Source organism: Pseudomonas sp. MYb541 (genome assembly GCF_037479595.1).
In the GTDB taxonomy this organism is placed as follows: Bacteria; Pseudomonadota; Gammaproteobacteria; order Pseudomonadales; family Pseudomonadaceae; genus Aquipseudomonas; species Aquipseudomonas canadensis.
The window spans coordinates 1-21,178 of the sequence record NZ_JBBGYS010000051.1; the positions used below are offsets into that span (position 1 = coordinate 1).

The following is a 21,178-nucleotide window of genomic DNA, read 5'->3' on the forward strand; positions in this document are numbered from 1 at the left end:
GTCCGCCTTGCGCGGAATCAGCACGACCTGCGCCGGAATGTTCTTCAGAATCTGCCGGTGAATCTTCAGGTCATACCCCGAATCGATACGCTTCACCCGTTTGGTCAGCAACGTGGCCAGCCACGGGTAATCCTCTGTGCGCGGCGCCTGGATGCTCACGTCGCACTGGTAATTCACCACGTCGGTCGCAATTGCATCCAGCTGGTGGCGCAGTTCTTCGATATTGGTGAGGTTCAGCGCCACGGTGGTGCTTGGCGCCGCTGGGTCGATGACCTTGGCGGCGGGCTTGGCTTCGGCGGCCTTGAGGGCCTCCTCCGCTTTATCCAGCTCCACTTTGCGGGCGTGGGTGATGGCGCTGTTGACGCCGCCGGTCAGTGCGGGCGCCTTGGGCATCAGGGCGCGGGCGCGGCTCAGGGCGGTTGCAGCGGCGTTGACGTCACCCTTTTGCAGCACGATCTGGCTGCGCTGCAGGTAGGCTTCCGCCAACTGACGCTGATAGTTTTCCAGCGTCGGGTCGTTGGGCGACTGGGCTTGCAGTGCCGCCAGTTGGTCTTCGGCAGTGGCCAACTCGCTGCTGGCCAGGTTTTGTTCCAGCTGCGCGATGGCCGCAGCGCGTGCGTCCGGGGCCTCGGGGGCGGCGGGCGGTGTGCTTTGACAGGCGCCCAGCAGCAGGGAAAATGCGGCAAGGAGCAGATAACGGGAGGTGAACGGCTTCATTCCTGCGACTCTCTATTTGCGCAAAAAGCGAGCAAGTCTACACCCCTCGACGGGGCAGGACAAAACTCAGCAGAAACAGGGCGGCGGCCGTGACCACAATCGATGGCCCGGCTGGCGTGTCCTTGAACCAGGACAGCGCCAGGCCCCCGCACACGGCAAGCATCCCCAGCACACTGGCGCCGACCGCCATCTGCTCCGGCGAACGGGCATGGCGCTGGGCGGCGGCTGCGGGAATGATCAGCAGCGATGTGATCAACAATACGCCGACAATCTTCATCGCGACAGCAATCACCACGGCGATCAACAACATCAGGGCCATGCGCAGGCTTGGCACGGGTAAGCCTTCCACCGTGGCCAGTTCTTCATGCACGGTGATTGCCAGCAACGGTCGCCACAGGGCCACCAGCAAGACCAGCACGGCCGCGCTGCCACCGAGGATCCACGCAAGATCAGTGGTGCTGATTGCCAGCAGGTCGCCGAACAGGTAGCCCATCAGGTCGATGCGCACTTCATGCATGAAGCTCAGCACCACCAGGCCCAGGGACAGCGTGCTGGGCGCCAGGATGCCCAGCAACGTGTCGGAGGCCAGTGGCTGGCGTTGTTGCAGGGTCACCAGCAATACCGCCAACAGCAGGCAGCCCACGGTTACCGCGATAGTCGGGCTGACATCCAGCAAAAAGCCCATGGCGACGCCCAAGAGCGCGGCATGTGACAACGTGTCGCCAAAATAGGCCATGCGCCGCCACACCACGAACGAACCCAATGGGCCCGCCACCAACGCCAAAGCCAAGCCTGCCAGCAGGGCGTAGAGCAGAAAATCAGCCATGCTTGCAGCTATCTCCATGAACGTGGGTATGAGGTGTGGCGGGATCGTCGACCACGGCGCCATGCAGGTCATGGGCGTGGTCGTGATGGTGGTGGTAGATCGCCAGGCTCTGGGCGTTCTTGCCGAACAGCTCGACGAAGGCCGGGTCGCCGCTGACTTGTTCCGGGTGGCCAGAGCAGCACACGTGACGGTTGAGGCACACCACCTGGTCGGTGGTGCTCATCACCAGGTGCAAATCGTGGGACACCATCAACACGCCGCAGCCATGGCGGTCGCGCAGACGGGTGATCAGGCTGTACAGCTCGGCCTGGCCGGCGACGTCGACGCCTTGCACGGGTTCATCCAGCACCAGCAGTTCCGGCTCGCGCAACAAGGCACGAGCCAGCAGCACGCGCTGCATTTCGCCGCCGGAGATACTTTGCACCGGGCTGTCGATTACCTGTTCGGCGCCGACTTCTTTGAGCGCCGCTTGCGCGCGGGCACGGTCCACGCCCGGCACCAGGCGCAGGAAGCGCAACACGGACAGTGGCAGGGTCGGGTCCACGTGCAGCTTCTGCGGCATGTAGCCGACCCGCAGCTTGGGCTTGCGCCACACACTGCCGGTGTCGGGCTTGAGCAGGCCGAGTACGGCGCGCACCAGGGTGGTCTTGCCGGCGCCGTTGGGGCCGATCAGGGTGACGATCTGCCCAGGCTCGACGCTTAGCGCGATGTTATCCAACACGGCTTGCCCGGCGAACGTGACCCCGACCTGTTCCAGGCGGATTAACGCGTTGCTCATCAAGCCCCCTGGCAGCCCGCGCACAGGCCGACCACTTCGACCGTTTGCCCTTCGACCCGGAAGCCGACGTCGGCAGAGCTCTTGATAATGGCGTCGCTGATGCTTTTTTGTTCAAGCTCGATGGCGGCGTGGCACTCGCGGCAGATCAGGAACTGGCCCTGGTGCGCGTGTTCCGGGTGGCTACAACCGACAAAGGCGTTCAACGAAGCGATGCGGTGCACCAGGCCGTTTTCCAGCAGGAAGTCGAGCGCACGGTACACCGTTGGCGGCGCGGCGCGGCGGCCATCCTGCTCACTGAGCACGCCCAGGATGTCGTAGGCGCCCAACGGCTTGTGGCTCTGCCACACCAGTTCCAGCACGCGGCGACGCAAGGCGGTCAGGCGCAGACCCTTCTGTGTGCACAGGGTATCGGCCTCCGACAGCGCGGTATGCACGCAGTGAGAGTGGTCGTGGGGACGGCTGGCAAGCGGTGTTTTAGGCATGAGCGGCGGCAGACATTTGATAGAGACGTTATTATGTTACCCGTTCCTACGCCATTGAGTGGTCATCGTGTCCCGACTTTTTCCCGTTTTTGTCGTATTTGTCACCAGTTTGTTCATCGCGAGCGCTGCTCAGGCCGAGGTCAAAGTGCTGACCAGCATCAAACCGTTGCAACTGATTGCCGCAGCTGTGCAGGACGGAGTAGCGATTCCTGAGGTTTTACTGCCGCCGGGTGCATCGCCGCATAACTATGCGCTGCGTCCATCCGACGTACGGCGCGTGCAGTCGGTGGACCTGCTGTACTGGATCGGCCCGGATATGGAGAGTTTCCTGCCGCGCGTGCTGAAAGGTCGTACGGGCGCGGCAGTGGCAGTGCAGGACCTGCCAGGCATGAAGCTGCGTCGTTTTGCCGAAGATAGCCACTCACACGCCGATGAAGCCGACGAACACGACCACGATCACCGCCCGGGCAGCCTGGATGCGCACTTGTGGTTGTCGACGGTGAATGCTCGGGTGATTGCTGGGCGCATGGCGGCTGACTTGGCTGCCGCCGACCCGGCCAATGCCGCGCGTTATCAGAGCAACGCTAAGGCCTTCGAAGAGCGCCTCGATGCGCTGGACGCTCGTCTGAAAGCCCGCCTGGCGCCGATCGATGGCAAGCCTTACTTCGTGTTCCACGAAGCTTTCGATTACTTCGAAGATGCTTACGGCCTCAAGCACACCGGCGTTTTCAGCGTAGCTGCTGAGGTACAACCTGGTGCCCAGCATGTGGCGGCGATGCGCACGCGTTTGCAGGAAGTGGGCAAGACCTGCGTGTTCAGCGAGCCGCCATTGCGTCCGCGCCTGGCTGAAACGCTGGTCTCCGGTTTGCCGGTGAAGCTGGCGGAGTTGGATGCGTTGGGCGGTTATACCCCGGCTACCGCTCAGGGTTATGAGCAGGTGTTGGAGAAGTTGGGTAATGACTTGGCGGGTTGCCTGGAGTCCTTGTAGGAGCCGGCAAGCCGGCTCCTACAAAGGTTAGAGTGCGAAGGGCAGTTGCACAGTCACGTGCTGACGCTGCACCAGCCGATGCTCGAACTCCGCCGGGTCATGGATCAACACGTCCTGCCCGGCAAACGACTCAGCCGCGATCAGGCGTGACAACCAGAACCGCACACAGGCCACGCGCAGCATCGTCGGCCACAACTCGGCTTCCTTGGCGGTAAACGGTCGCAGGCCTGCATAGGCTCCCAGCAATGCCCGGGCGCGTTGCCCGTCGATCACGCCATCGGCGTCCGAGCACCAGTCATTCAAGGCGATCGCCACGTCATAGAGCATTGGCCCAGAGCAGGCGTTGTAGAAGTCGATCAAGCCTGTAAGGTGCGTGCCTTCGAACATCGCGTTATCACGGAACAGGTCGGCATGAACGTTGGCGCGCGGCAGGGCGAGGATCTGGGTCTTGTGGGCTTCGATCTCGTTCAATGCATCCTGCAGCAGACGCTGTTGTGCGTCGTTCAAGTGCGAAATCAACTGCGCGCCTTCGCTGAGCATCCAGTCCAGGCCGCGATCGGTCTTGCGCTCCAGTACCTTCTCGCCCTGTGTTGCCAGGTGCAGATGACCCAGCAGGTCACCCACCTGGGCGCAGTGCTGGGCGTTGGCATCCTTGATGTGCTTGCCGGCCAGGCGCGGTTGCAGCAGTGCCGGCTTGCCTTTCAGCTCGCGCAAGGCCACGCCGTCGGTGGTGCGCAGGGCGTAGGGCACGGGCAGATTGGCGTCGTGGAGCACGTCGAGCAGTTCAATGAAGAACGGCATTTCCGCGACCGGACCGCGTTCAACCAGGGTCAGGACGAACTCGCCCTGCTCCAGGCTGATAAAGAAATTGGTGTTTTCACTACCGGCGGCAATCCCCTGGAAGTCGATCAGGCGGCCGAGGCCGTAAGGGGCGAGAAAGGTTTCCAGCTCGGGCCGAGCCAGGGGGGTGAACACAGACATGGTTAAAACTGCCAGTACGGGCGCCGCAGTGCGCGGCGCCAATTGAAGTTAAGAAATCATTTCCATTCGAAAATCTTCCATGACGGGATCAGCATATCCGGCTGGTCAGAGCGGATGAAGTTCGCATCGGTTCCGTCCGCGCGCACCAGGAAATACGGAGGCGCGCCCTTCGGCGTTACCTTGATTGCGTACAGGAAACCGTTCTGACGGTACTCCTGGATGGTCTTGTCGCCTTCCGTGCGAATGGTCACTTCCGGATCGCCCCCAGGCGCATCGTCTGCCGCCATGGCAGCCATCGGAGCGAGTGCAATCAAGCCGGTCAACAGCAGGCGATTGAATGTACGCATGATAACCTTGTCCCTTTGTCGTCATTGGTCCGGCTATTCTAGCGCCTGACCCGCCGAAAAGGTTGATTCTGCTCATGAGCCAAGCACCCCTCGTCCTGGTGGACGGTTCTTCTTATTTGTACCGCGCCTTCCACGCGTTGCCACCGCTGACCACCTCCAAAGGCCTGCCCACCGGTGCGGTCAAGGGCGTGTTGAACATGCTCAAGAGCCTGCGCAAGCAGTATCCGGGCAGCCCATTCGCGGTGGTGTTCGACGCAAAGGGTGGGACCTTTCGCGATGACATGTACGCCGAATACAAGGCCAACCGCCCGAGCATGCCCGATGACATGCGCCTGCAGATCGAGCCGCTGCACCAGAGCGTGATCGCCCTGGGTTTCCCGTTGCTCTGCGTCGAAGGCGTCGAAGCCGATGACGTGATCGGCACCCTGGCGCGCAGCAGCGCGGCTGCCAACCGCCCGGTGGTGATCTCGACCGGTGACAAGGACATGGCGCAGCTGGTCGACGGGCACATTACCTTGGTCAACACCATGACTGGTAGTTCGATGGATATCGACGGCGTAAAGGAGAAATTCGGCGTCGCTCCGGAGCAGATCATCGACTACCTGGCGCTGATGGGGGATTCGTCCGACAACATTCCAGGCGTTCCGGGCATTGGTCCCAAGACTGCTTCCGGCTTGCTCGTCGGTGTGAACGGCGGCATCAAAGAGCTTTATGAACAGCTGGATATCGTGCCGACCCTGCCTATCCGTGGCGCCAAGACGCTGCCGGCCAAGCTGGAAGAACATCGCGAGAGTGCGTTTCTTTCCTACCAGTTGGCGACGATCAAGTGCGATGTGCCATTGGATGTCGGCCTGGATGACCTGCACCTGATCGAGCCGGATCGCGAGAAGCTGCTGGAGCTGTATACGCTGCTGGAGTTCAAGAGCTGGTTTGATGAAATCCAGCGCGACGCCAAGCGTGTGGAGCTCAAGGCGGCACCTGTTGCTGAGGAAGTTGTTGAGGCAGTGGCGCCGACAGAGGCGAGCTACACCACTATCCTCGACCAGGCGACCTTCGATGTCTGGTTAAAGAAGCTCAACGACGCGAAGTTGTTCGCTTTCGACACCGAAACCACCGGTATCGACGCCCAACAGGCGCAGTTGGTCGGCGTGTCCTTCGCCGTCCAGCCCCACGAAGCGGCCTACATCCCGCTGACCCATTCCTACATCGGCGCGCCGGAGCAGTTGGATCGCGACACCGTACTGCTGGCCCTCAAGCCGCTGCTGGAAGACCCGACCAAGCTCAAGGTTGGCCAGCACGCCAAGTTCGACATGAACATCCTGGCCAACTGCGCCATCGGTGGCGACCCGGCGCACGGCATTACCGTACGCGGCATCGCCTTCGACACCATGCTCGAATCCTATGTGCTCAATTCCACGGCCACCCGCCACGACATGGACAGCCTGGCCAAGAAGTACTTGGACTACGACACTGTCGCTTTCCAGGACATCGCCGGCAAAGGCGCCAAGCAGCTGACGTTCGACCAGATCGCGCTGGAGGAGGCTGGCCCGTATGCGGCAGAAGACGCCGATATCACCTTGCGCCTGCATCAGGCGCTGTTTGCGCAACTGTCCGCCATCCCAAGCCTGGCGAGTGTGCTCACGGATATCGAAATCCCGTTGGTGCCTGTGCTGGCCCGTATCGAGCGCCAAGGCGCGCTGGTCGACAAGGATTTGCTGGGCATCCAGAGCATCGAGTTGGGCAACAAGATGGTCGAGCTGGAGCGCCAGGCGTTCGAGATCGCTGGCGAGGAGTTCAACCTGGGCTCGCCCAAACAGCTCGGCGCGATCCTTTACGAGAAACTCGGCCTGCCGGTACTGAAAAAAACCGGCAAGGGCCAAGCATCCACGGCTGAAGAAGTGCTGGCCAAGCTGGCCGAAGATGACTACCCGCTGCCCAAGGTGCTGATGCAGTACCGCAGCATGAGCAAGCTGAAAAGTACCTACACCGATCGCCTGCCGGAGCAGATCAACCCGCGCACCGGGCGCATCCACACGTCCTATCACCAGGCGGTGGCGGCGACCGGGCGGTTGTCCTCCAGTGATCCGAACCTGCAGAACATCCCGGTGCGTACCGCCGAAGGGCGGCGGATCCGCCAGGCGTTCGTCGCGCCCAAGGGCTACAAAATGTTGGCGGCGGACTACTCGCAGATCGAACTGCGGATCATGGCGCACCTGTCCAAGGACGAAGGCCTGATGAACGCCTTCCGCGACAACCTGGACGTGCACACCGCCACGGCGGCAGAGGTGTTCAAGGTTGAACTGGGCGAGGTCACTTCGGATCAACGCCGCAGCGCCAAGGCGATCAACTTCGGCCTGATCTATGGCATGGGCGCGCAGAAGCTGGGCAAGGACATTGGCGTCGATACCAAGACGGCCAAGGCGTATATCGATGTGTATTTCGCCCGTTATCCCGGGGTTCGCGAGTACATGGAGCGCACCCGCGCCCAGGCGGCTGATCAGGGTTATGTCGAGACGTTCTTCGGCCGCCGCCTGTATTTGCCGGACATCAACTCCAACAAGCCTCAAGAGCGCGCAGCAGCAGAACGTACAGCGATCAATGCGCCGATGCAGGGCACGGCGGCGGACATCATCAAGAAAGCCATGGTGCGGGTGGACAATTGGCTGACCGACTCAGGCTTGGATGCCAAGGTGATCCTGCAGGTGCACGATGAACTGGTGCTGGAGGTGCGTGAGGATCTGGTAGCGCAGGTCAGCGAGAAGATTCGCGAGCACATGAGCGCTGCCGCGCAGTTGGATGTGCCGCTGCTGGTGGAAGTGGGCGTGGGCAACAACTGGGATGAAGCGCACTGAGTCCGGGACTCTGCCATCACCTTGCGTGCTGGCAGAGTGCTTTAGTCCGGAAATCGCCGTCGGTTATTTCAAATAGTTTTTCGAACCTGCCGGAACTTAACCCGTGAACTGCTACTCAGAGTTACTGAATGGGTGGTGAAGCCCTTCAATGCTCCTATGTTGTGTTAAGTGTTGGCAGATATCTGGACCCCGCCCTAGCGGTCCGGAACTTGAACCCCGAACTTCCCCTCCCCATAAGAAGTCCGGGGTTTTTTTTGCCTGCAGAAAAGCTACTCGGCCAGTTCCGCGCCCTTGTCTGCCAATTCCATCCAGCCTGCCAGCACCGTGTAAGCCTCTTCCAGGCCCATGCGTTTGGGCGCCGAGAACAGCTGGATAGTGATCGCATCACCCCAACCTTTACGGATGTCGGACTGCACTTTGAGCAGGGTGTTCTTGGCTGCGCCGTAGGTCAGCTTGTCGGCCTTAGTCAGCAGGATGTGCATCGGCATGCCGCTGGCGACGGCCCAGTCGAGCATCAACAGGTCGAAGTCGGTCATCGGATGGCGGATGTCCATCATCAGAATCAAACCCTTCAAACTCTCGCGGCCACCCAGGTAAGCCTCCAGGTGACGCTGCCAATGCAGCTTCAACGGGATAGGTACTTTTGCATATCCGTAGCCCGGCAGGTCGACCAGACGCCGATCATCGTCTAGCTTGAAGAAATTGAGGAGTTGCGTGCGGCCCGGGGTTTTCGAGGTGCGTGCCAGGCTGGCGTGGGTCAGGGTGTTCAGCGCGCTGGACTTGCCAGCGTTGGAACGGCCGGCAAAGGCGACTTCAAAGCCTTCGTCATCGGGGCATTGGTCAACTTTGGCGGCGCTGAGCATGAACGTGGACTGTTGGCACAGACCGAGGATGGGATTCTTGAGTTGCATGAGATTTCCGATGTGGGCGGTGCCGAAAAAGGGTGCGGCAAGCGGTGTCGTTTCCGTTTCAGTAGCGCCAGTATATAATGCCGCAGATTTTGTGTGTGCTTTGTCCCAGCGAAGGATGAAGTTCACGGGAGCGATAGACCTTTATTGCGCATTAGAACGCAAAACGCTCTCAAACCCTGAAATGGTCGACGTATGACCAAGTGGTTGCTCGCTATCGGTGTCCTGGTCCCGCTTTACGGCGCTCAGGCTACACAGGATCCGGAAGCGGTGTACAACCGAGTGTGCGTGGACACGCTGGTGCAGCACGTGACCCAGGGTTTCAAGGCAATGCCGCCGCGTGGTTTGTGCATGGACTGCAGTACTGAGGATTACCAGGCCGTCATTCAATTGATGGTGAGTAAACCCGGTAGATAACTCTTAAACCCCTTAGCCGTAGTTGGATTAGCTGATGAACAAACTGATCGTGAGTCTGCTGTTGACCTTGGGCATCACCGGTGCTGCCCATGCTGCAGGCGACGCTACAGCGGGCCAGGCGAAAGCCGCCGTATGTGGTGCTTGCCATGGACCGGATGGTAACAGCCCGGCGCCGAACTTCCCCAAACTGGCCGGCCAGGGCGAACGTTACCTGACCAAGCAGATGCAGGATATCAAGTCCGGCAAGCGCACGGTCCTGGAAATGACCGGCTTGTTGACCAACCTCAGCGATCAGGACCTGGCAGACATCGCGGCGTATTTTGCCAGCCAGAAGGGCAGCGTGGGAGCTGCTGATCCGAAACTGGTCGCCCGTGGCGAGAAACTGTTCCGTGGCGGTGACCTGGAAAAAGGCCTGCCCGCCTGCACCGGTTGCCACTCGCCCAATGGCGCGGGCATCGCCGCCGCCGGCTTCCCGCACCTGAGCGGCCAGCACGCCACCTATATCGCCAAGCAGTTGACCGATTTCCGCAAGGAAGAGGCCGGGCGTGCCAACGATGACGCGGCAATCATGCGCACCATTGCTCGCAAGCTGAGTGATGAAGACATCGCGGCGGTCTCCAGCTACATCCAGGGCCTGCACTGAGGTGCACACACAACGTTAACGCTCGATTAATCCATCGATGCAAGCATAAAAAGGGTGGCTTAGGCTGCCCTTTTTTGTGGCCGCTACCGTTACACTAACGAACTCATGCCCGCGTAGACCTGTCACAACAAAGGTCGCGTGAGGCGACTTTATTTGTCCAGGAGTAAAGCATGCGTAATCTGATCCTCAGCGCCGCTCTCGTCACTGCCAGCCTCTTCGGCATGACCGCACAAGCTGCCGACGTGCCGCTTGAAGCCGGTAAAACCTACGTCGAATTGACCAACCCGGTTCCGGTTTCGGAGCCCGGCAAGATCGAAGTAGTGGAGCTGTTCTGGTACGGCTGCCCGCATTGCTACGCCTTTGAGCCGACCATCAACCCATGGGTTGAGAAACTGCCCAAGGACGTCAACTTCAGACGCATCCCCGCCATGTTCGGCGGCCCATGGGATGCCCACGGCCAGCTGTTCCTGACCCTGGAAGCCATGGGTGTGGAGCACAAGGTCCACAACGCAGTATTCGATGCGATCCAGAAACAGGGCAAGCGCCTGACCAAGCCAGACGAAATGGCTGACTTCGTGGCCACCCAAGGTGTCGACAAGGACAAGTTCCTGGCCACCTTCAACTCCTTCGCCATCCAGGGCCAGATCAAACAGGCCAAAGAGCTGGCGCAGAAGTACGGCGTGCAAGGCGTTCCGACCATGATCGTCAACGGCAAATACCGTTTCGACCTGGGCACCTCCGGTGGTCCTGAGCAGACCCTCAATGTTGCCGACCAGCTGATCGCCAAAGAGCGCGCAGCCAAGTAAGGGGCCTGTCATGCGTCGCTGGGGTACCGAACGTGTGGTTGGCCTGCATGACCCGCAGGTCAACGAACATCATCTGGAATCCACAGGCCTGCCGGCAGACAGCCGCCTGCGTCTGCTGAGCTTCAATATCCAGGTGGGTATCAGTACCGAGAAGTACCGGCATTACCTCACCCGTGGCTGGCAGCACCTGCTGCCCCACAACGGTCGAGCTGGCAACCTGCAGAAGATCGGCAACCTGTTGAGCGACTTCGACCTGGTTGCCCTGCAGGAAGCCGACGGCGGCAGCATGCGCTCCGGTTACATCAACCAGGTCGAACACCTGGCCCAGCTGGGTGCCTTTCCCTACTGGTACCAGCAACTCAATCGCAACCTCGGGCGCCTGGCGCAGCACAGCAATGGCGTGCTCAGCCGCTTGAAACCCTCCGCTATCGAAGACCACCCGCTGCCAGGCCCCAAGGGCCGGGGCGCGATCCTCGTGCGGTTTGGCGAAGGCCCGGAAGCCTTGGTGGTGGTGATGATGCACCTGGCGCTGGGTGCCCGCACCCGCACCATGCAACTGGCCTACATCCGAGAACTGATCGGCAATTACAAACATCAGGTGCTGATGGGGGACATGAACACCCACGCCAGTGACCTGTTGCAGAATTCTCCGTTGCGCGACCTCGGGCTACTGGCGCCACAAGCCGAAGCCACTTTCCCTAGCTGGCGCCCGCAACGCTGTCTTGACCATATCCTGCTCAGTCCTACCCTCACACTTGAAAGTGTGCAGGTGCTGGCGCAGCCCATCTCCGATCACCTGCCGGTCGCGGTAGAGATTCGTCTGCCGGGTTCGCTCACGGCTGATGCGTTGCCCGCGTTGAGTTCCGGCCCTCGCGGACCCCTTGCATGAGCGACGACGCCCAGCGCTGGAAAGAAAAATACCTTAAAAGCATCGAGCAACAAGAAAAGCTCGAACGTCGCTGGGCGGCCCGCCTCGACCTGCTGCGCCGTGGGCTGGTGCGCAGCACCCTGGCCGCTGAGGGCACCGACCGCGCGGTCGATCAATGCATGAAGGAAATGCGCGACGTTGTCCGCACCGATGATATGGACGCCGCCCTTGCCGCCTTGCTGCCGCGCCTGGAAAAGGCCGTGCTGGATTCGGAACAGCGCCGTGAAACTCGGGTGGACCAGATCAGCACGGCGCTGACGTCCCTGGTCACGCAACTGCAAAAGCTGCCGCTACCGCGTGAAGTGGCCCGTCCGCTGAAGACGTTCGCCAAGCAGCTAGACGGCCGAGTCAGCCAGGCGCGCGAGATTCCCTTGCTGCTCAGCGAATTGAGTGGCCTGCAAGGCCAGGCGTTGAACAACCTGGAGCCGGACGGCGAAACCCCGCGTCCGGGGCCCGGGCTTTTGCAGCGCTTGTTTGGCTCCAAAGAAGTCGTGAACGAGGCGGTGGAAAATGAACCGACGCCCCGCCTGGCCCCGCAGCCTGCGGTAGCCAAGCCTGCGGATGCCGAGCCACAGCCGCCCGAGCAATCCGAGGAACTGACGCAAGCGTTGCGCGCCTTTGCGCCGCAGCGTCAAGAAACGCCTGCCCCTGTCAGTGAGCCCGTAGCGCCCGCCAAGCTGGCCGAGCCCTCCAGCGAAACCTTCGTCTACGAGGCCCCGCCTCAAGCCGCACCCATTGAAACGCCAGTAGCGCGGGCCGAGCCCGAGCCTCAAGTCGAAGAGCCTGCGCCGGAAAGCGCGCTCGCCGCCTTCATCGAAACGCCTGAGGTTCAGGTCGAAGCGCCGGATGAGACCGTCATCGGTAGTCTGTCGCTGCCTCCGGTGCTGGAGGTCGAAGAGCCAGATCCCGACGAGCTGCAAGCGGATGGCGCCTATGCCTTGCCCGACTCGCCGGAACCGTCCTACAGCTCCGTGGCCAAGCACATCGAGGACACCCTGCTCGGCCTCCTGGAGGAACTCTCGCTGCCCGAGCGCCACCGACCCCAGGCCGAAGCCATGCGTGAGCGCCTTGCCCACGGTCTGAACTGGTACGAACTGCTGCCGATCCTCGACGACCTGGCCGTATTGATGCTGGCGATCACCGACAGTGGTCAGCATGAGTTCGAGGCATATCTCAAGCAGCTCAACGAGCGGCTTGAAGCCTTCCAGGGGCACTTGCAGGTCGCCAGCGACGGACACGCCGACAGCCGTTCTGCCGCCCGCGAGCTGGACACGCAGATCCGCGAACAGGTCGACGGCCTGCAAAGCAGCGTGCAGGAAGCTGCCGACCTGGACAGCCTCAAGCACGTGCTGGAAAGCCACCTTGAAGGCCTGCTGGGCACAATGGACGAGCACCAGCAGCAGCGTGACCAGCGCGAGCAGGAAACGGCAGCGCGTCTCAAAGGCTTGGCCGAGCGTGTTGCCAATATGGAGCAGGAAGCCCAGGGCTACCGCGAGCACCTGGAGGTGCAGCGCCAGAAGGCCCTGATCGATCCGCTCACCGGGCTGCCCAACCGCGCGGCCTGGAGCGAGCGCCTGGATCAGGAGGTCAACACCTGGCACCAGCGTGGCAACCACCTGTCGCTGGCGATGCTGGACCTGGATCATTTCAAGCGCATCAACGATGGTTACGGCCATTTGGCCGGCGATAAGGTACTGAAGATCATCGCCAACGTGCTGCGCAAGCGCCTGCGTCCGAGCGACTTTATCGCGCGTTTTGGCGGGGAAGAGTTTGTGTTGCTGATGCCAAACTCTTCTCTGTCGGATGCGCTGGCGGCGGGCGAAGTGTTGCGCGCAGCGATTGAAGCGTGCCCGTTTCACTTCAAGGGCGAACCGGTGACCATCACCGTTTCAATGGGGGTGGCGCAGTTTCAGCCGGGAGAGCGCAGTGACCTGGCGCTCAAACGTGCCGATGAGGCGCTGTACCGGGCCAAGGCGGCGGGAAGGAACCAGGTGCAGGCCGCCTAAAAGATGTTCCATTTTGTAATTTGACGGTTGGGTCACAAAGGGTACGTTACACTGTTGCATTATCGTCTTCCGTGTAATGTCTTCCGCCATGAAATCCTTGTACTTCGCCTTTGTATTTCTTCTGCTCGCAGGTTGCGCCAGCGGCCCGCGCCTGGACACCAGCCATCCTTCGGTGAACCACGACAACCGCGTGCAGTTCGTGATTGTCCACTACACCTCCACCAACCTTGAACGCTCCCTGGCATTGCTTACCCACGGCCAGGTCAGCAGTCATTACCTGATCGGCGACGACGCCTCCGGCACCATCTACAAGCTGGTGGATGAAAGCCAGCGCGCCTGGCATGCCGGCGAAAGCGAATGGATGGGCCGCACCTGGCTCAACTCCAGCTCCATCGGCATCGAGATCGTGAACCCTGGCTACAAGGACACCCCGACCGGTCGCTTGTGGTACCCGTACTCCGAAGCGCAGGTTAAATCCCTGGTGGTGTTGCTCAAGGACATCAGCAAGCGCAACGGCATCGACCCCAAGAACATCATTGGCCACAGTGACATCGCACCGTTGCGCAAGCTGGACCCGGGCCCATTGTTCCCTTGGAAACGCCTGGCCGATGAAGGGTTGGGCGTGTGGCCGAATGCCCAGGCTGTTGCGCGGTTCCAGATGCAATACGCGGCGGAGCTACCGAGCATTACCTGGTTCCAGGAAGAATTGGCCCGTCTGGGTTACCAGACGCCTCAGACCGGGGAGCTGGACGTCGCCACGCGCCATGTCATTGCGGCGTTCCAGATGCATTTCCGGCCGTCGCTGTTTGACGGCACACCGGATGCGGAGAGTGCCGCAATCCTGCGCGCGTTGAATCGAACTTAAAGCGGCAACGCCATATAAAACTGAGTGCCCTGCCCCGGCCGCGAATACACGCCCATGCGGCCGCCGTGCAGTTGCACGATTTCCTTGCAAAGCGCCAGGCCCAGGCCGGCGCCGCCTTTCTTGCGGCCCACCTGGACAAAGGGTTCGAAGATCCGTCCCTGCTGCCCATAAGCGATGCCTTCGCCGTTGTCCTCGACGCTGACAATCACTCGCTCACCATGACGGCGCGCCTGCAGGCGAATCTGCCCACCCGCCGCCGTGTGGCGCAGGGCGTTGCCCAGCAGGTTGTCCAACACCCGCTCAAGCTGTGCCTGGTCTGCATACAACCGAGGCAAATCGGATTGAGCTTCTACCAGCAATTCGATGTTCTGAGCATTGGCCGGCTCTACGAAGCGTGCACGGGCGTGCTCCAGCAGGTCAGTCACATCGCACGGCCCCAGCGTTAGCTTCTGCAGACCGTTCTGGTAGCGCGAGAAATTCAGCAGGTCATTGATCAACTGCATCAGGCGCTGCATTTCTTCATTGACCGTATCCAGCAAGTCCGCTTCACGGGACTCGGCCGGGAACTTCGCACGCTCGCGAAACAGCCCGAATGCCATGTGCATGCCGGTCACCGGCGTACGTAGTTCATGGGAGGCGCGTAATACGAACTCGCTGCGTACCCGTTCGAAGGCGCGTTGTTCGGTGACGTCGTGCAGCACCATCACTGCGCCGAGGATATGCCCCTGGGTATGGCTAACCGGGGTCAGGCTGTACGTCAGCAGGCGCAGTTCGCCTTCCACTTCCACTTCCAAATCGTCCGGCGCCCGCTCCAGGTTACCGCCGCGCAGTACCAGTTGCAGTTGCTCATCCAGCTCGGGGCGTGCCAGTGCTTCGCCAAGACCTTGACCGAGGCGTTCCTCGTCCCAGCCCAATTGACGCTGGGCCACGGGGTTGAGGTGTTCCAGACGGCCTTGGCGGTCAATCATCAGCAGGCCATCGTCGATGCTGTCGAGTACAGCTTGCAGACGTTGTTGGCCGGCCAGCAACTCATCGACATTGGTTGCCTGATGCTGGCGCAACGCTTCGGCCATGATGCCGAAGCGGCGTGTCAGCTGGTTCATTTCTGCTGCGGACGAGATCGGCAGCGTGACCTCGAAATCGCCCTGGCCGATCTTGTCGGCGGCTTTGGCCAGAGCTTCGATCGGCCCGCCGAAGCGCCGGGCAATGCCATGGGCGGTCACAAACCCGATGATCAGCACTGCAAGCCCCACCAAGCCCAGCAAGCCGGCGATCAGCAACGCGCGCTCACGTGATTTGTGCTCGCTGTTGCTGATGTTCTCCAACGCCTGCTTGTGTTCGTTGATCAGGCCGTTGCGCAACGTATTGAAGGTTTCGGTGAGCTTTTCCTTGGAGCCTGGAGGAGGCGTCGGTTGCTGGGATTCGTCAAAGGCGTCCAGCAGATCCTGATACTGGCCTCGGGCCTCACTGAACCCAGTCCCGCGATCGTCGCGCTGCTCATGGGCGATGCCCTGGTCCAGCAGGTCGAAGTAGCGTTGCTTGGAGGCTTGCAGTGCCTCAGGGTCGGGGCGTTCCTCCAGCATCATGATCAGTTGATCGCCCAAGCTCTGGCGCAGCTTCAGCCCCAAGTCCAGTGTGATGAAGTTGCTGCGAATCAGGGATTCCTGGGTCTTGGCCATTTGCATGACGCTGACCAGGCCCAGGATCAAGCCCAGCAGGGCGACGGTGATCAACGCTGAGATACTCAGGAACAACCGAGTACGCAGCTTCATCGCTAACTTCATAAGGTGCAGCTCACAGGTTGTACTGTTTGCGTTTGCGGTACAGGGTCGACGCGTCGATGCCCAAGGTGCGGGCGGCCTGGTCCAGTGTGTCGCTGGTGGCGAGCACGGCGCCGATATGAGCTTTTTCCAACTGATCCAGGCTGAGTGCCGCGCCGATGCGTGGGGCGTTGTTACCAGGTTGTTCGGCCATGCCCAGATGGGTGATTTCCACCTTATCTTGCGGGCAGATAATACTGGCGCGCTCCACCACGTTGCGCAGTTCACGGATATTGCCGGGCCAGCGGTAGTTGAGCAGTGCTTCGCGCGCTTCATCGCTGAAGCCACGCGCCGGTCGGGCGTATTCCTTGACGAAGCGCGCCAGGAAGCGATCGGCCAGGGTCAGGATGTCCTCACTGCGCTCGCGCAGCGGCGGCAAGTGCAAGGTGATGACATTGAGGCGGTACAGCAAGTCTTCGCGGAAGCGGCCGTCGCGGACCATGTCTTCCAGATTCAGGTTGGTGGCTGCCAGAATACGCACGTCGGCACGGCGAGTGACCGGATCGCCCACGCGCTCGTATTCCTTATCCTGAATAAAGCGCAGCAACTTGGGTTGCAATGTGAGGGGAAAGTCGCCGATCTCATCGAGAAACAGCGTGCCGCCGTCCGCTTGGTTAACGCGGCCCAAGGTACTTTCGCTGGCGCCGGTAAACGCACCGCGGCTATGACCAAACAACTCGCTTTCCATCAGTTCTGCGGTCAGCGACGGGCAGTTGATGGTGACGCAGGATTTTTTCGAGCGCTTGCTCCAGCCGTGGATGGCGCGGGCGAGTTCGCCTTTACCGGTACCGGATTCGCCCAGGATCAGAATATTGGCATCGGTGCCGGCCACCTGGCGCGCGGTTTCCAGTACCACCATCATTGCAGGGCTGTGGGAATCGAGGCCGTCTTTCGGCTGGCGCACTTCGCCTTCAAGGGCTTCGAGGCGTGCGGAGAGTTGGCGTACTTCCAACTGCTTGGCGGTGGCGAGGCGCAGTTGATCAGGGCTGCAAGGCTTGACCAGGTAATCGGCAGCGCCGGCCTGGATCGCATCAACGGCGGTATCGACTGCAGAGTGGGCGGTCACAATCACAACACGCATCCACGGCGCTTGGATACGCATCTGGGCCAGTACATCCAGGCCATTGTCCTCGCCCAGGCGCAGGTCGAGGAAGCATAAGTCGAACACCTGGCGCTGCATCAAGGCATCGGCCTGAGCGGCGCTGTTCGCGGTGGCTACGGTGTAGCCTTCATCTTCCAGGCAATAACGGAAGGTGCGGAGGATCGCGGATTCGTCATCCACTAAAAGAATGCGGCCTTGAAGTTCCTTGGCTGATTCCATCTGTCCCGCGCTCCTTAAACTATGAATGATGGTGTTTAGTCCCGGAATAATCGGGCAAGTTGCATGGTTTATTCTGATCGATAAAAGGCAGCGTCGCGCAGCTATCTGCACCGTTGCCTACAAAGCCCCGGCTGATGGCGTTTTCATGCCGTCTTGCCACTTGGGCAACACTCATTTCGTTTTCTATCCATTGATCCGACCGCTGGCCATCGTGCATTTCGCACGGCCCTCAGAGGGGCATCGTGCAGGATGCTGGGGGGCAACCCAATCGTCAATATTCAACTCATTGATTTTATTGAGTTTTATTTTGTAAAAAAGCTGGCATGCACTCTGCAATACCTCTCCCAACGAATAATCAAAATGCGGGAGAACAGCAGCATGACTCGCCAAAGCCTCAGCCAATTGCGTGTATCGCCACTGCGCTTGCAACAAGGCCTGTTTGCCAGCCTGGCCCTGATGGTCACGCTGATTGGCGGCCAACAGTTGCAACATTGGCAGCAGAGTCAGCAGCAGATCCCCCAGTTTGAACGTCCGGCCATGACCCAAACCCATTTCCGTTCCGTTGGCAGTGTTGCTGCCGATGCAACAGCCCCGCAATTGCGGATGATTGATCAGGAGTCTGCCCTGAGTGAACTGCCATCCCAGGAGCGTTGGGTGTTCTAGGCACCAACAGCCGCTTGTATTGAGCGGCTGCACGGCACTACCGCTGTTACCCCTATAAAAGCGTAAGGAGAATCACCATGTTGAGTTGGGCAATCACATTTCTGATCATCGCCATTGTGGCTGCAGTCCTGGGCTTCGGTGGTATCGCGGGCACCGCCACGGGTATCGCAAAAATTCTGTTTGTGGTCTTCCTGGTGATGTTCATCGCTTCCTTCTTCTTTGGTCGTCGCGGCCGAGGCTGAACATGACGACTTTGTCCCTTAAAGCTCTTGCTGCCGCCCTGCTCCTGGGCGGCAGCGGCTTAGCGATGGCCGCCAATGACGGCCAATCCCGGGCCAACGAATTGCTCAGCGCGGACCCGCAATACCGCGAAACCTGGCAGGGCGTGGTGAAGAAAGAAGAACGCCTGCCGGAATGGGTGATGAACCTGTCGGGTACGGCCGAACAAATGAATGCCGTGGAAGAAGATGGCGACAAGTACTTGGTCGGGCCGCTATGCGAAACCGCTGACACGTGCCTGAACAAACGCCTGATCGTTGCCTTCAGCCTCGACAAGGAAGATGCCTACGCCATGTTGGTGGAAGTCCCGGCCGGTCTGCCGGCGGACAAATCCCCGACGCGGCACGCCGATTACCGTTTTATCGGTAAGCCGGATGAAGGCATGCAGAAGTTGCTCATGGAGCAGCTGAAGAAAGATCCGAATTGGTATTAGGTTCCGCCTGATGACGCGTCTGTCGTCTGCGAAGCCTGCGTCCATAGGAAGAAGCCCCTCGCTTCTTTCTGTTTGCATCGCTCGCCAAGGGTGATGCATGACCAAGGGGTCGGGTTGCTCTGATCAATCGGGATCGGCGTGACCTACGGGCACAGGGAGTGCCTGCGCAAGGGCCGGGTCAGGCGAAAAGCTGCGACGCAGGTTCACAAGCTCACGGCTTGCTGAACTTGCGGCGGGCTTATTTCTCTTTTGTTATGCCCTCATTAGTCGAATATTTCCCTTCTGCTTGTTCAGAACCATTTCTTGGTATGTCCGGTCGACCATCTATCGATAAAATTTGATGGTGCCCATAGGACATTTCCGACACTAAACAACGGAATTCCCAAGCATTTCTGCCAGCGCTTGAAAGACGTCCTAATTCTCTGAGCGAGCCGGGTTTGGCCGGTTCACGGCATGTATGTCGGACAAAATGTCACATTTGAACTGACCGTTCGGACAGTTATTATGAAAAAAAGCCATGCCGATTCGGCATAGGGTAGGCGTTTACGGCATTAGACGTCGCTCCCTTGCATGGGAATAGTTGCGCCTTTTTTCGCCTGCCAGTAAGCCATTTCGGCCACGCTGCGGTGACCTTCCATGGAGGCAGATGCACACACTTTTTCGCTCTCGAGCGTTGCAGCTGGCGCATTTGCCTTAAGTTCACTTGAAGTAAGGGTAATGACATGAAGAAGGCAAAGCTAAGCCTCGCCTGGCAGATCCTCATCGGTTTGGTGCTGGGGATCGCAATCGGTGCAGTGCTCAACCATTTCAGTGCTGAAAAGGCCTGGTGGATCAGCAATGTGTTGCAGCCAGCGGGCGATATCTTTATCCGCCTGATCAAGATGATCGTGATCCCGATTGTGATCTCCTCGCTGATCGTCGGCATTGCCGGTGTCGGTGACGCGAAGAAGCTCGGGCGTATCGGCGTCAAAACCATCCTTTACTTCGAAATCGTCACCACTATCGCCATCGTGGTCGGCCTGCTGCTGGCCAACCTGTTCCACCCAGGCGCCGGCATCGACATGAGTACCCTGGGTACCGTCGACATCTCCAAGTACACCGCCACCGCCGCCGAAGTGCAGCATGAGCATGCGTTCATCGAGACCATCCTCAACCTGATCCCGTCGAACATCTTCGCCGCTGTTGCCCGTGGCGAAATGCTGCCGATCATCTTCTTCTCGGTGCTGTTCGGCTTGGGCTTGTCGAGCCTCAAGCCTGAGCTGCGCGAGCCACTGGTGACCATGTTCCAGGGCGTGTCCGAGAGCATGTTCAAAGTCACCCACATGATCATGAAGTACGCCCCGATCGGCGTATTCGCACTGATCGCCGTGACCGTCGCCAACTTCGGCTTCGCCTCCTTGCTGCCGCTGGCCAAGCTGGTGATCCTGGTTTACGTCGCCATCCTGTTCTTTGCCTTTGCAGTACTGGGCCTGATCGCTCGCCTGTTTGGTTTCTCGATCCTCAAGCTGATCCGTATCTTCAAGGATGAGCTGGTCCTGGCCTACTCCACCGCCAGTTCCGAAACCGTGCTGCCGCGCGTGATCGAGAAGATGGAAGCCTACGGCGCGCCGAAAGCCATCTGCAGCTTCGTGGTGCCGACCGGTTACTCGTTTAACCTCGACGGTTCGACCCTCTACCAGAGCATCGCGGCAATCTTTATTGCCCAGCTGTATGGCATCGACCTGTCGGTTGGCCAGCAGTTGATGCTGGTCCTGACCCTGATGGTCACCTCCAAAGGCATTGCTGGTGTGCCGGGCGTGTCCTTCGTGGTGCTGCTGGCGACCCTGGGCAGCGTGGGCATTCCGCTGGAAGGCCTGGCGTTCATCGCCGGTGTCGACCGCATCATGGACATGGCGCGTACCGCCTTGAACGTGATCGGCAACGCCCTGGCCGTATTGGTCATCTCCCGTTGGGAAGGCATGTACGACGACGCCAAGGGCGAGCGCTACTGGAACTCGCTGCCGCACTGGCGCAGCAAGGAAGCCGCGCCGGCCGCCCAAGCGACCCGCAGCTGATAGCACTACAGCTCTAAGACAAACCCCGGATAATTCCGGGGTTTGTCGTTTCTGCCAGCCCCGC

21 protein-coding genes are annotated in these 21,178 nt (G+C 60.3%); 12 read left to right on the plus strand and 9 right to left on the minus strand.

The genetic code is table 11. The annotated features are described in order from the left end of the window. From WH299_RS25305 to WH299_RS25320, 4 genes are all read right to left on the minus strand, one after another. Positions 1-717, minus strand: a 717-nt coding sequence (locus WH299_RS25305; protein ID WP_339551625.1) for a PA5502 family lipoprotein, incomplete at its 3' end; no start/stop codon positions are given. Positions 718-754: 37 nt separating this feature from the next. After that, positions 755-1,543, minus strand: coding sequence for a zinc ABC transporter permease subunit ZnuB (gene znuB / locus WH299_RS25310; protein WP_126569385.1), 789 nt, complete (start codon positions 1,541-1,543; stop codon positions 755-757). Continuing rightward, positions 1,536-2,321 carry a zinc ABC transporter ATP-binding protein ZnuC gene (gene znuC, locus WH299_RS25315; RefSeq protein WP_028618647.1) on the minus strand — a complete coding sequence of 262 codons (786 nt, stop codon included), beginning with the start codon at positions 2,319-2,321 and terminating at the stop codon, positions 1,536-1,538. The genes znuB and znuC overlap by 8 nt, the downstream gene beginning before the upstream one ends. Beyond that, positions 2,321-2,803 carry a Fur family transcriptional regulator gene (locus WH299_RS25320; protein ID WP_028618648.1) on the minus strand — a complete coding sequence of 161 codons (483 nt, stop codon included), beginning with the start codon at positions 2,801-2,803 and terminating at the stop codon, positions 2,321-2,323. Before WH299_RS25320 ends, znuC begins: the two co-directional genes overlap by 1 nt. 58 nt (positions 2,804-2,861) lie before the next feature. Here WH299_RS25320 and WH299_RS25325 point away from each other — a divergent pair, with 58 nt between their 5' ends. Next, the gene (locus WH299_RS25325; protein WP_339551626.1) at positions 2,862-3,791 is read left to right on the plus strand and encodes a zinc ABC transporter substrate-binding protein; all 930 of its coding nucleotides are present in this window, start codon (positions 2,862-2,864) and stop codon (positions 3,789-3,791) included. Between the two features lie 27 nt (positions 3,792-3,818). Here the strand turns inward: WH299_RS25325 and WH299_RS25330 are convergent, their stop codons facing one another. Both WH299_RS25330 and WH299_RS25335 read right to left on the minus strand, forming a co-directional pair. After that, positions 3,819-4,772, minus strand: coding sequence for a homoserine kinase (locus tag WH299_RS25330; RefSeq protein WP_339551628.1), 954 nt, complete (start codon positions 4,770-4,772; stop codon positions 3,819-3,821). A 56-nt stretch (positions 4,773-4,828) separates the two neighbouring features. Next, a complete protein-coding gene (locus tag WH299_RS25335) occupies positions 4,829-5,119 on the minus strand; it encodes a DUF2782 domain-containing protein (RefSeq protein WP_012721523.1) in 291 nt (96 codons plus the stop codon). 74 nt (positions 5,120-5,193) lie between these two features. Between WH299_RS25335 and polA the strand changes: the two genes are divergently transcribed. Next, complete coding sequence (gene polA, locus WH299_RS25340) at positions 5,194-7,971, plus strand: DNA polymerase I (RefSeq protein ID WP_122730109.1); 2,778 nt, start codon at positions 5,194-5,196, stop codon at positions 7,969-7,971. A gap of 269 nt (positions 7,972-8,240) precedes the next feature. Here the strand turns inward: polA and yihA are convergent, their stop codons facing one another. Continuing rightward, positions 8,241-8,882, minus strand: a complete 642-nt coding sequence (gene yihA / locus WH299_RS25345; protein WP_028618652.1) for a ribosome biogenesis GTP-binding protein YihA/YsxC — start codon at positions 8,880-8,882, stop codon at positions 8,241-8,243. 192 nt (positions 8,883-9,074) lie between these two features. Between yihA and WH299_RS25350 the strand changes: the two genes are divergently transcribed. The 6 genes from WH299_RS25350 to WH299_RS25375 all read left to right on the plus strand — a co-directional run bounded on the left by WH299_RS25350 (position 9,075) and on the right by WH299_RS25375 (position 14,544). Continuing rightward, on the plus strand, positions 9,075-9,296 hold the full coding sequence (locus WH299_RS25350) for a c-type cytochrome (protein ID WP_016978791.1): 222 nt from the start codon (positions 9,075-9,077) through the stop codon (positions 9,294-9,296). A gap of 34 nt (positions 9,297-9,330) precedes the next feature. After that, positions 9,331-9,939 (plus strand): c-type cytochrome, encoded by a 609-nt coding sequence (locus WH299_RS25355; protein ID WP_339551630.1) that lies wholly within the window; start codon positions 9,331-9,333, stop codon positions 9,937-9,939. Between the two features lie 170 nt (positions 9,940-10,109). Then, positions 10,110-10,745 carry a thiol:disulfide interchange protein DsbA gene (gene dsbA / locus WH299_RS25360; protein ID WP_123478354.1) on the plus strand — a complete coding sequence of 212 codons (636 nt, stop codon included), beginning with the start codon at positions 10,110-10,112 and terminating at the stop codon, positions 10,743-10,745. 10 nt (positions 10,746-10,755) lie between these two features. Continuing rightward, complete coding sequence (locus WH299_RS25365; RefSeq protein ID WP_016978793.1) at positions 10,756-11,634, plus strand: endonuclease/exonuclease/phosphatase family protein; 879 nt, start codon at positions 10,756-10,758, stop codon at positions 11,632-11,634. Next, positions 11,631-13,679 carry a GGDEF domain-containing protein gene (locus WH299_RS25370; RefSeq protein ID WP_339551632.1) on the plus strand — a complete coding sequence of 683 codons (2,049 nt, stop codon included), beginning with the start codon at positions 11,631-11,633 and terminating at the stop codon, positions 13,677-13,679. The genes WH299_RS25365 and WH299_RS25370 overlap by 4 nt, the downstream gene beginning before the upstream one ends. Positions 13,680-13,767: 88 nt before the next feature. After that, positions 13,768-14,544 (plus strand): N-acetylmuramoyl-L-alanine amidase, encoded by a 777-nt coding sequence (locus tag WH299_RS25375; protein WP_028618655.1) that lies wholly within the window; start codon positions 13,768-13,770, stop codon positions 14,542-14,544. Here the strand turns inward: WH299_RS25375 and WH299_RS25380 are convergent. Together WH299_RS25380 and algB are read right to left on the minus strand one after the other, a co-directional pair. After that, positions 14,541-16,328 carry a KinB sensor domain-containing domain gene (locus tag WH299_RS25380; RefSeq protein ID WP_122730116.1) on the minus strand — a complete coding sequence of 596 codons (1,788 nt, stop codon included), beginning with the start codon at positions 16,326-16,328 and terminating at the stop codon, positions 14,541-14,543. The two genes, WH299_RS25375 and WH299_RS25380, sit on opposite strands and share 4 nt — an antisense overlap. 10 nt (positions 16,329-16,338) lie before the next feature. Further along, on the minus strand, positions 16,339-17,685 hold the full coding sequence (gene algB / locus WH299_RS25385) for a sigma-54-dependent response regulator transcription factor AlgB (protein WP_122730118.1): 1,347 nt from the start codon (positions 17,683-17,685) through the stop codon (positions 16,339-16,341). Between the two features lie 378 nt (positions 17,686-18,063). Here algB and WH299_RS25390 point away from each other — a divergent pair, with 378 nt between their 5' ends. The 4 genes from WH299_RS25390 (at position 18,064) to gltP (ending at position 21,114) form a co-directional block, all read left to right on the plus strand. Continuing rightward, on the plus strand, positions 18,064-18,348 hold the full coding sequence (locus tag WH299_RS25390; RefSeq protein WP_339551634.1) for a hypothetical protein: 285 nt from the start codon (positions 18,064-18,066) through the stop codon (positions 18,346-18,348). 77 nt (positions 18,349-18,425) lie between these two features. Next, entirely contained in the window at positions 18,426-18,590 is a 165-nt protein-coding gene (locus WH299_RS25395) for a DUF1328 domain-containing protein (protein WP_003170804.1), read from the plus strand. 2 nt (positions 18,591-18,592) lie between these two features. After that, positions 18,593-19,060: an inhibitor of vertebrate lysozyme family protein gene (locus tag WH299_RS25400; RefSeq protein ID WP_123478348.1), complete on the plus strand. Its 468-nt coding sequence runs from the start codon at positions 18,593-18,595 to the stop codon at positions 19,058-19,060. A 722-nt stretch (positions 19,061-19,782) separates the two neighbouring features. Next, entirely contained in the window at positions 19,783-21,114 is a 1,332-nt protein-coding gene (gene gltP / locus WH299_RS25405) for a glutamate/aspartate:proton symporter GltP (protein ID WP_028618660.1), read from the plus strand. Positions 21,115-21,178: the final 64 nt, after the last annotated feature.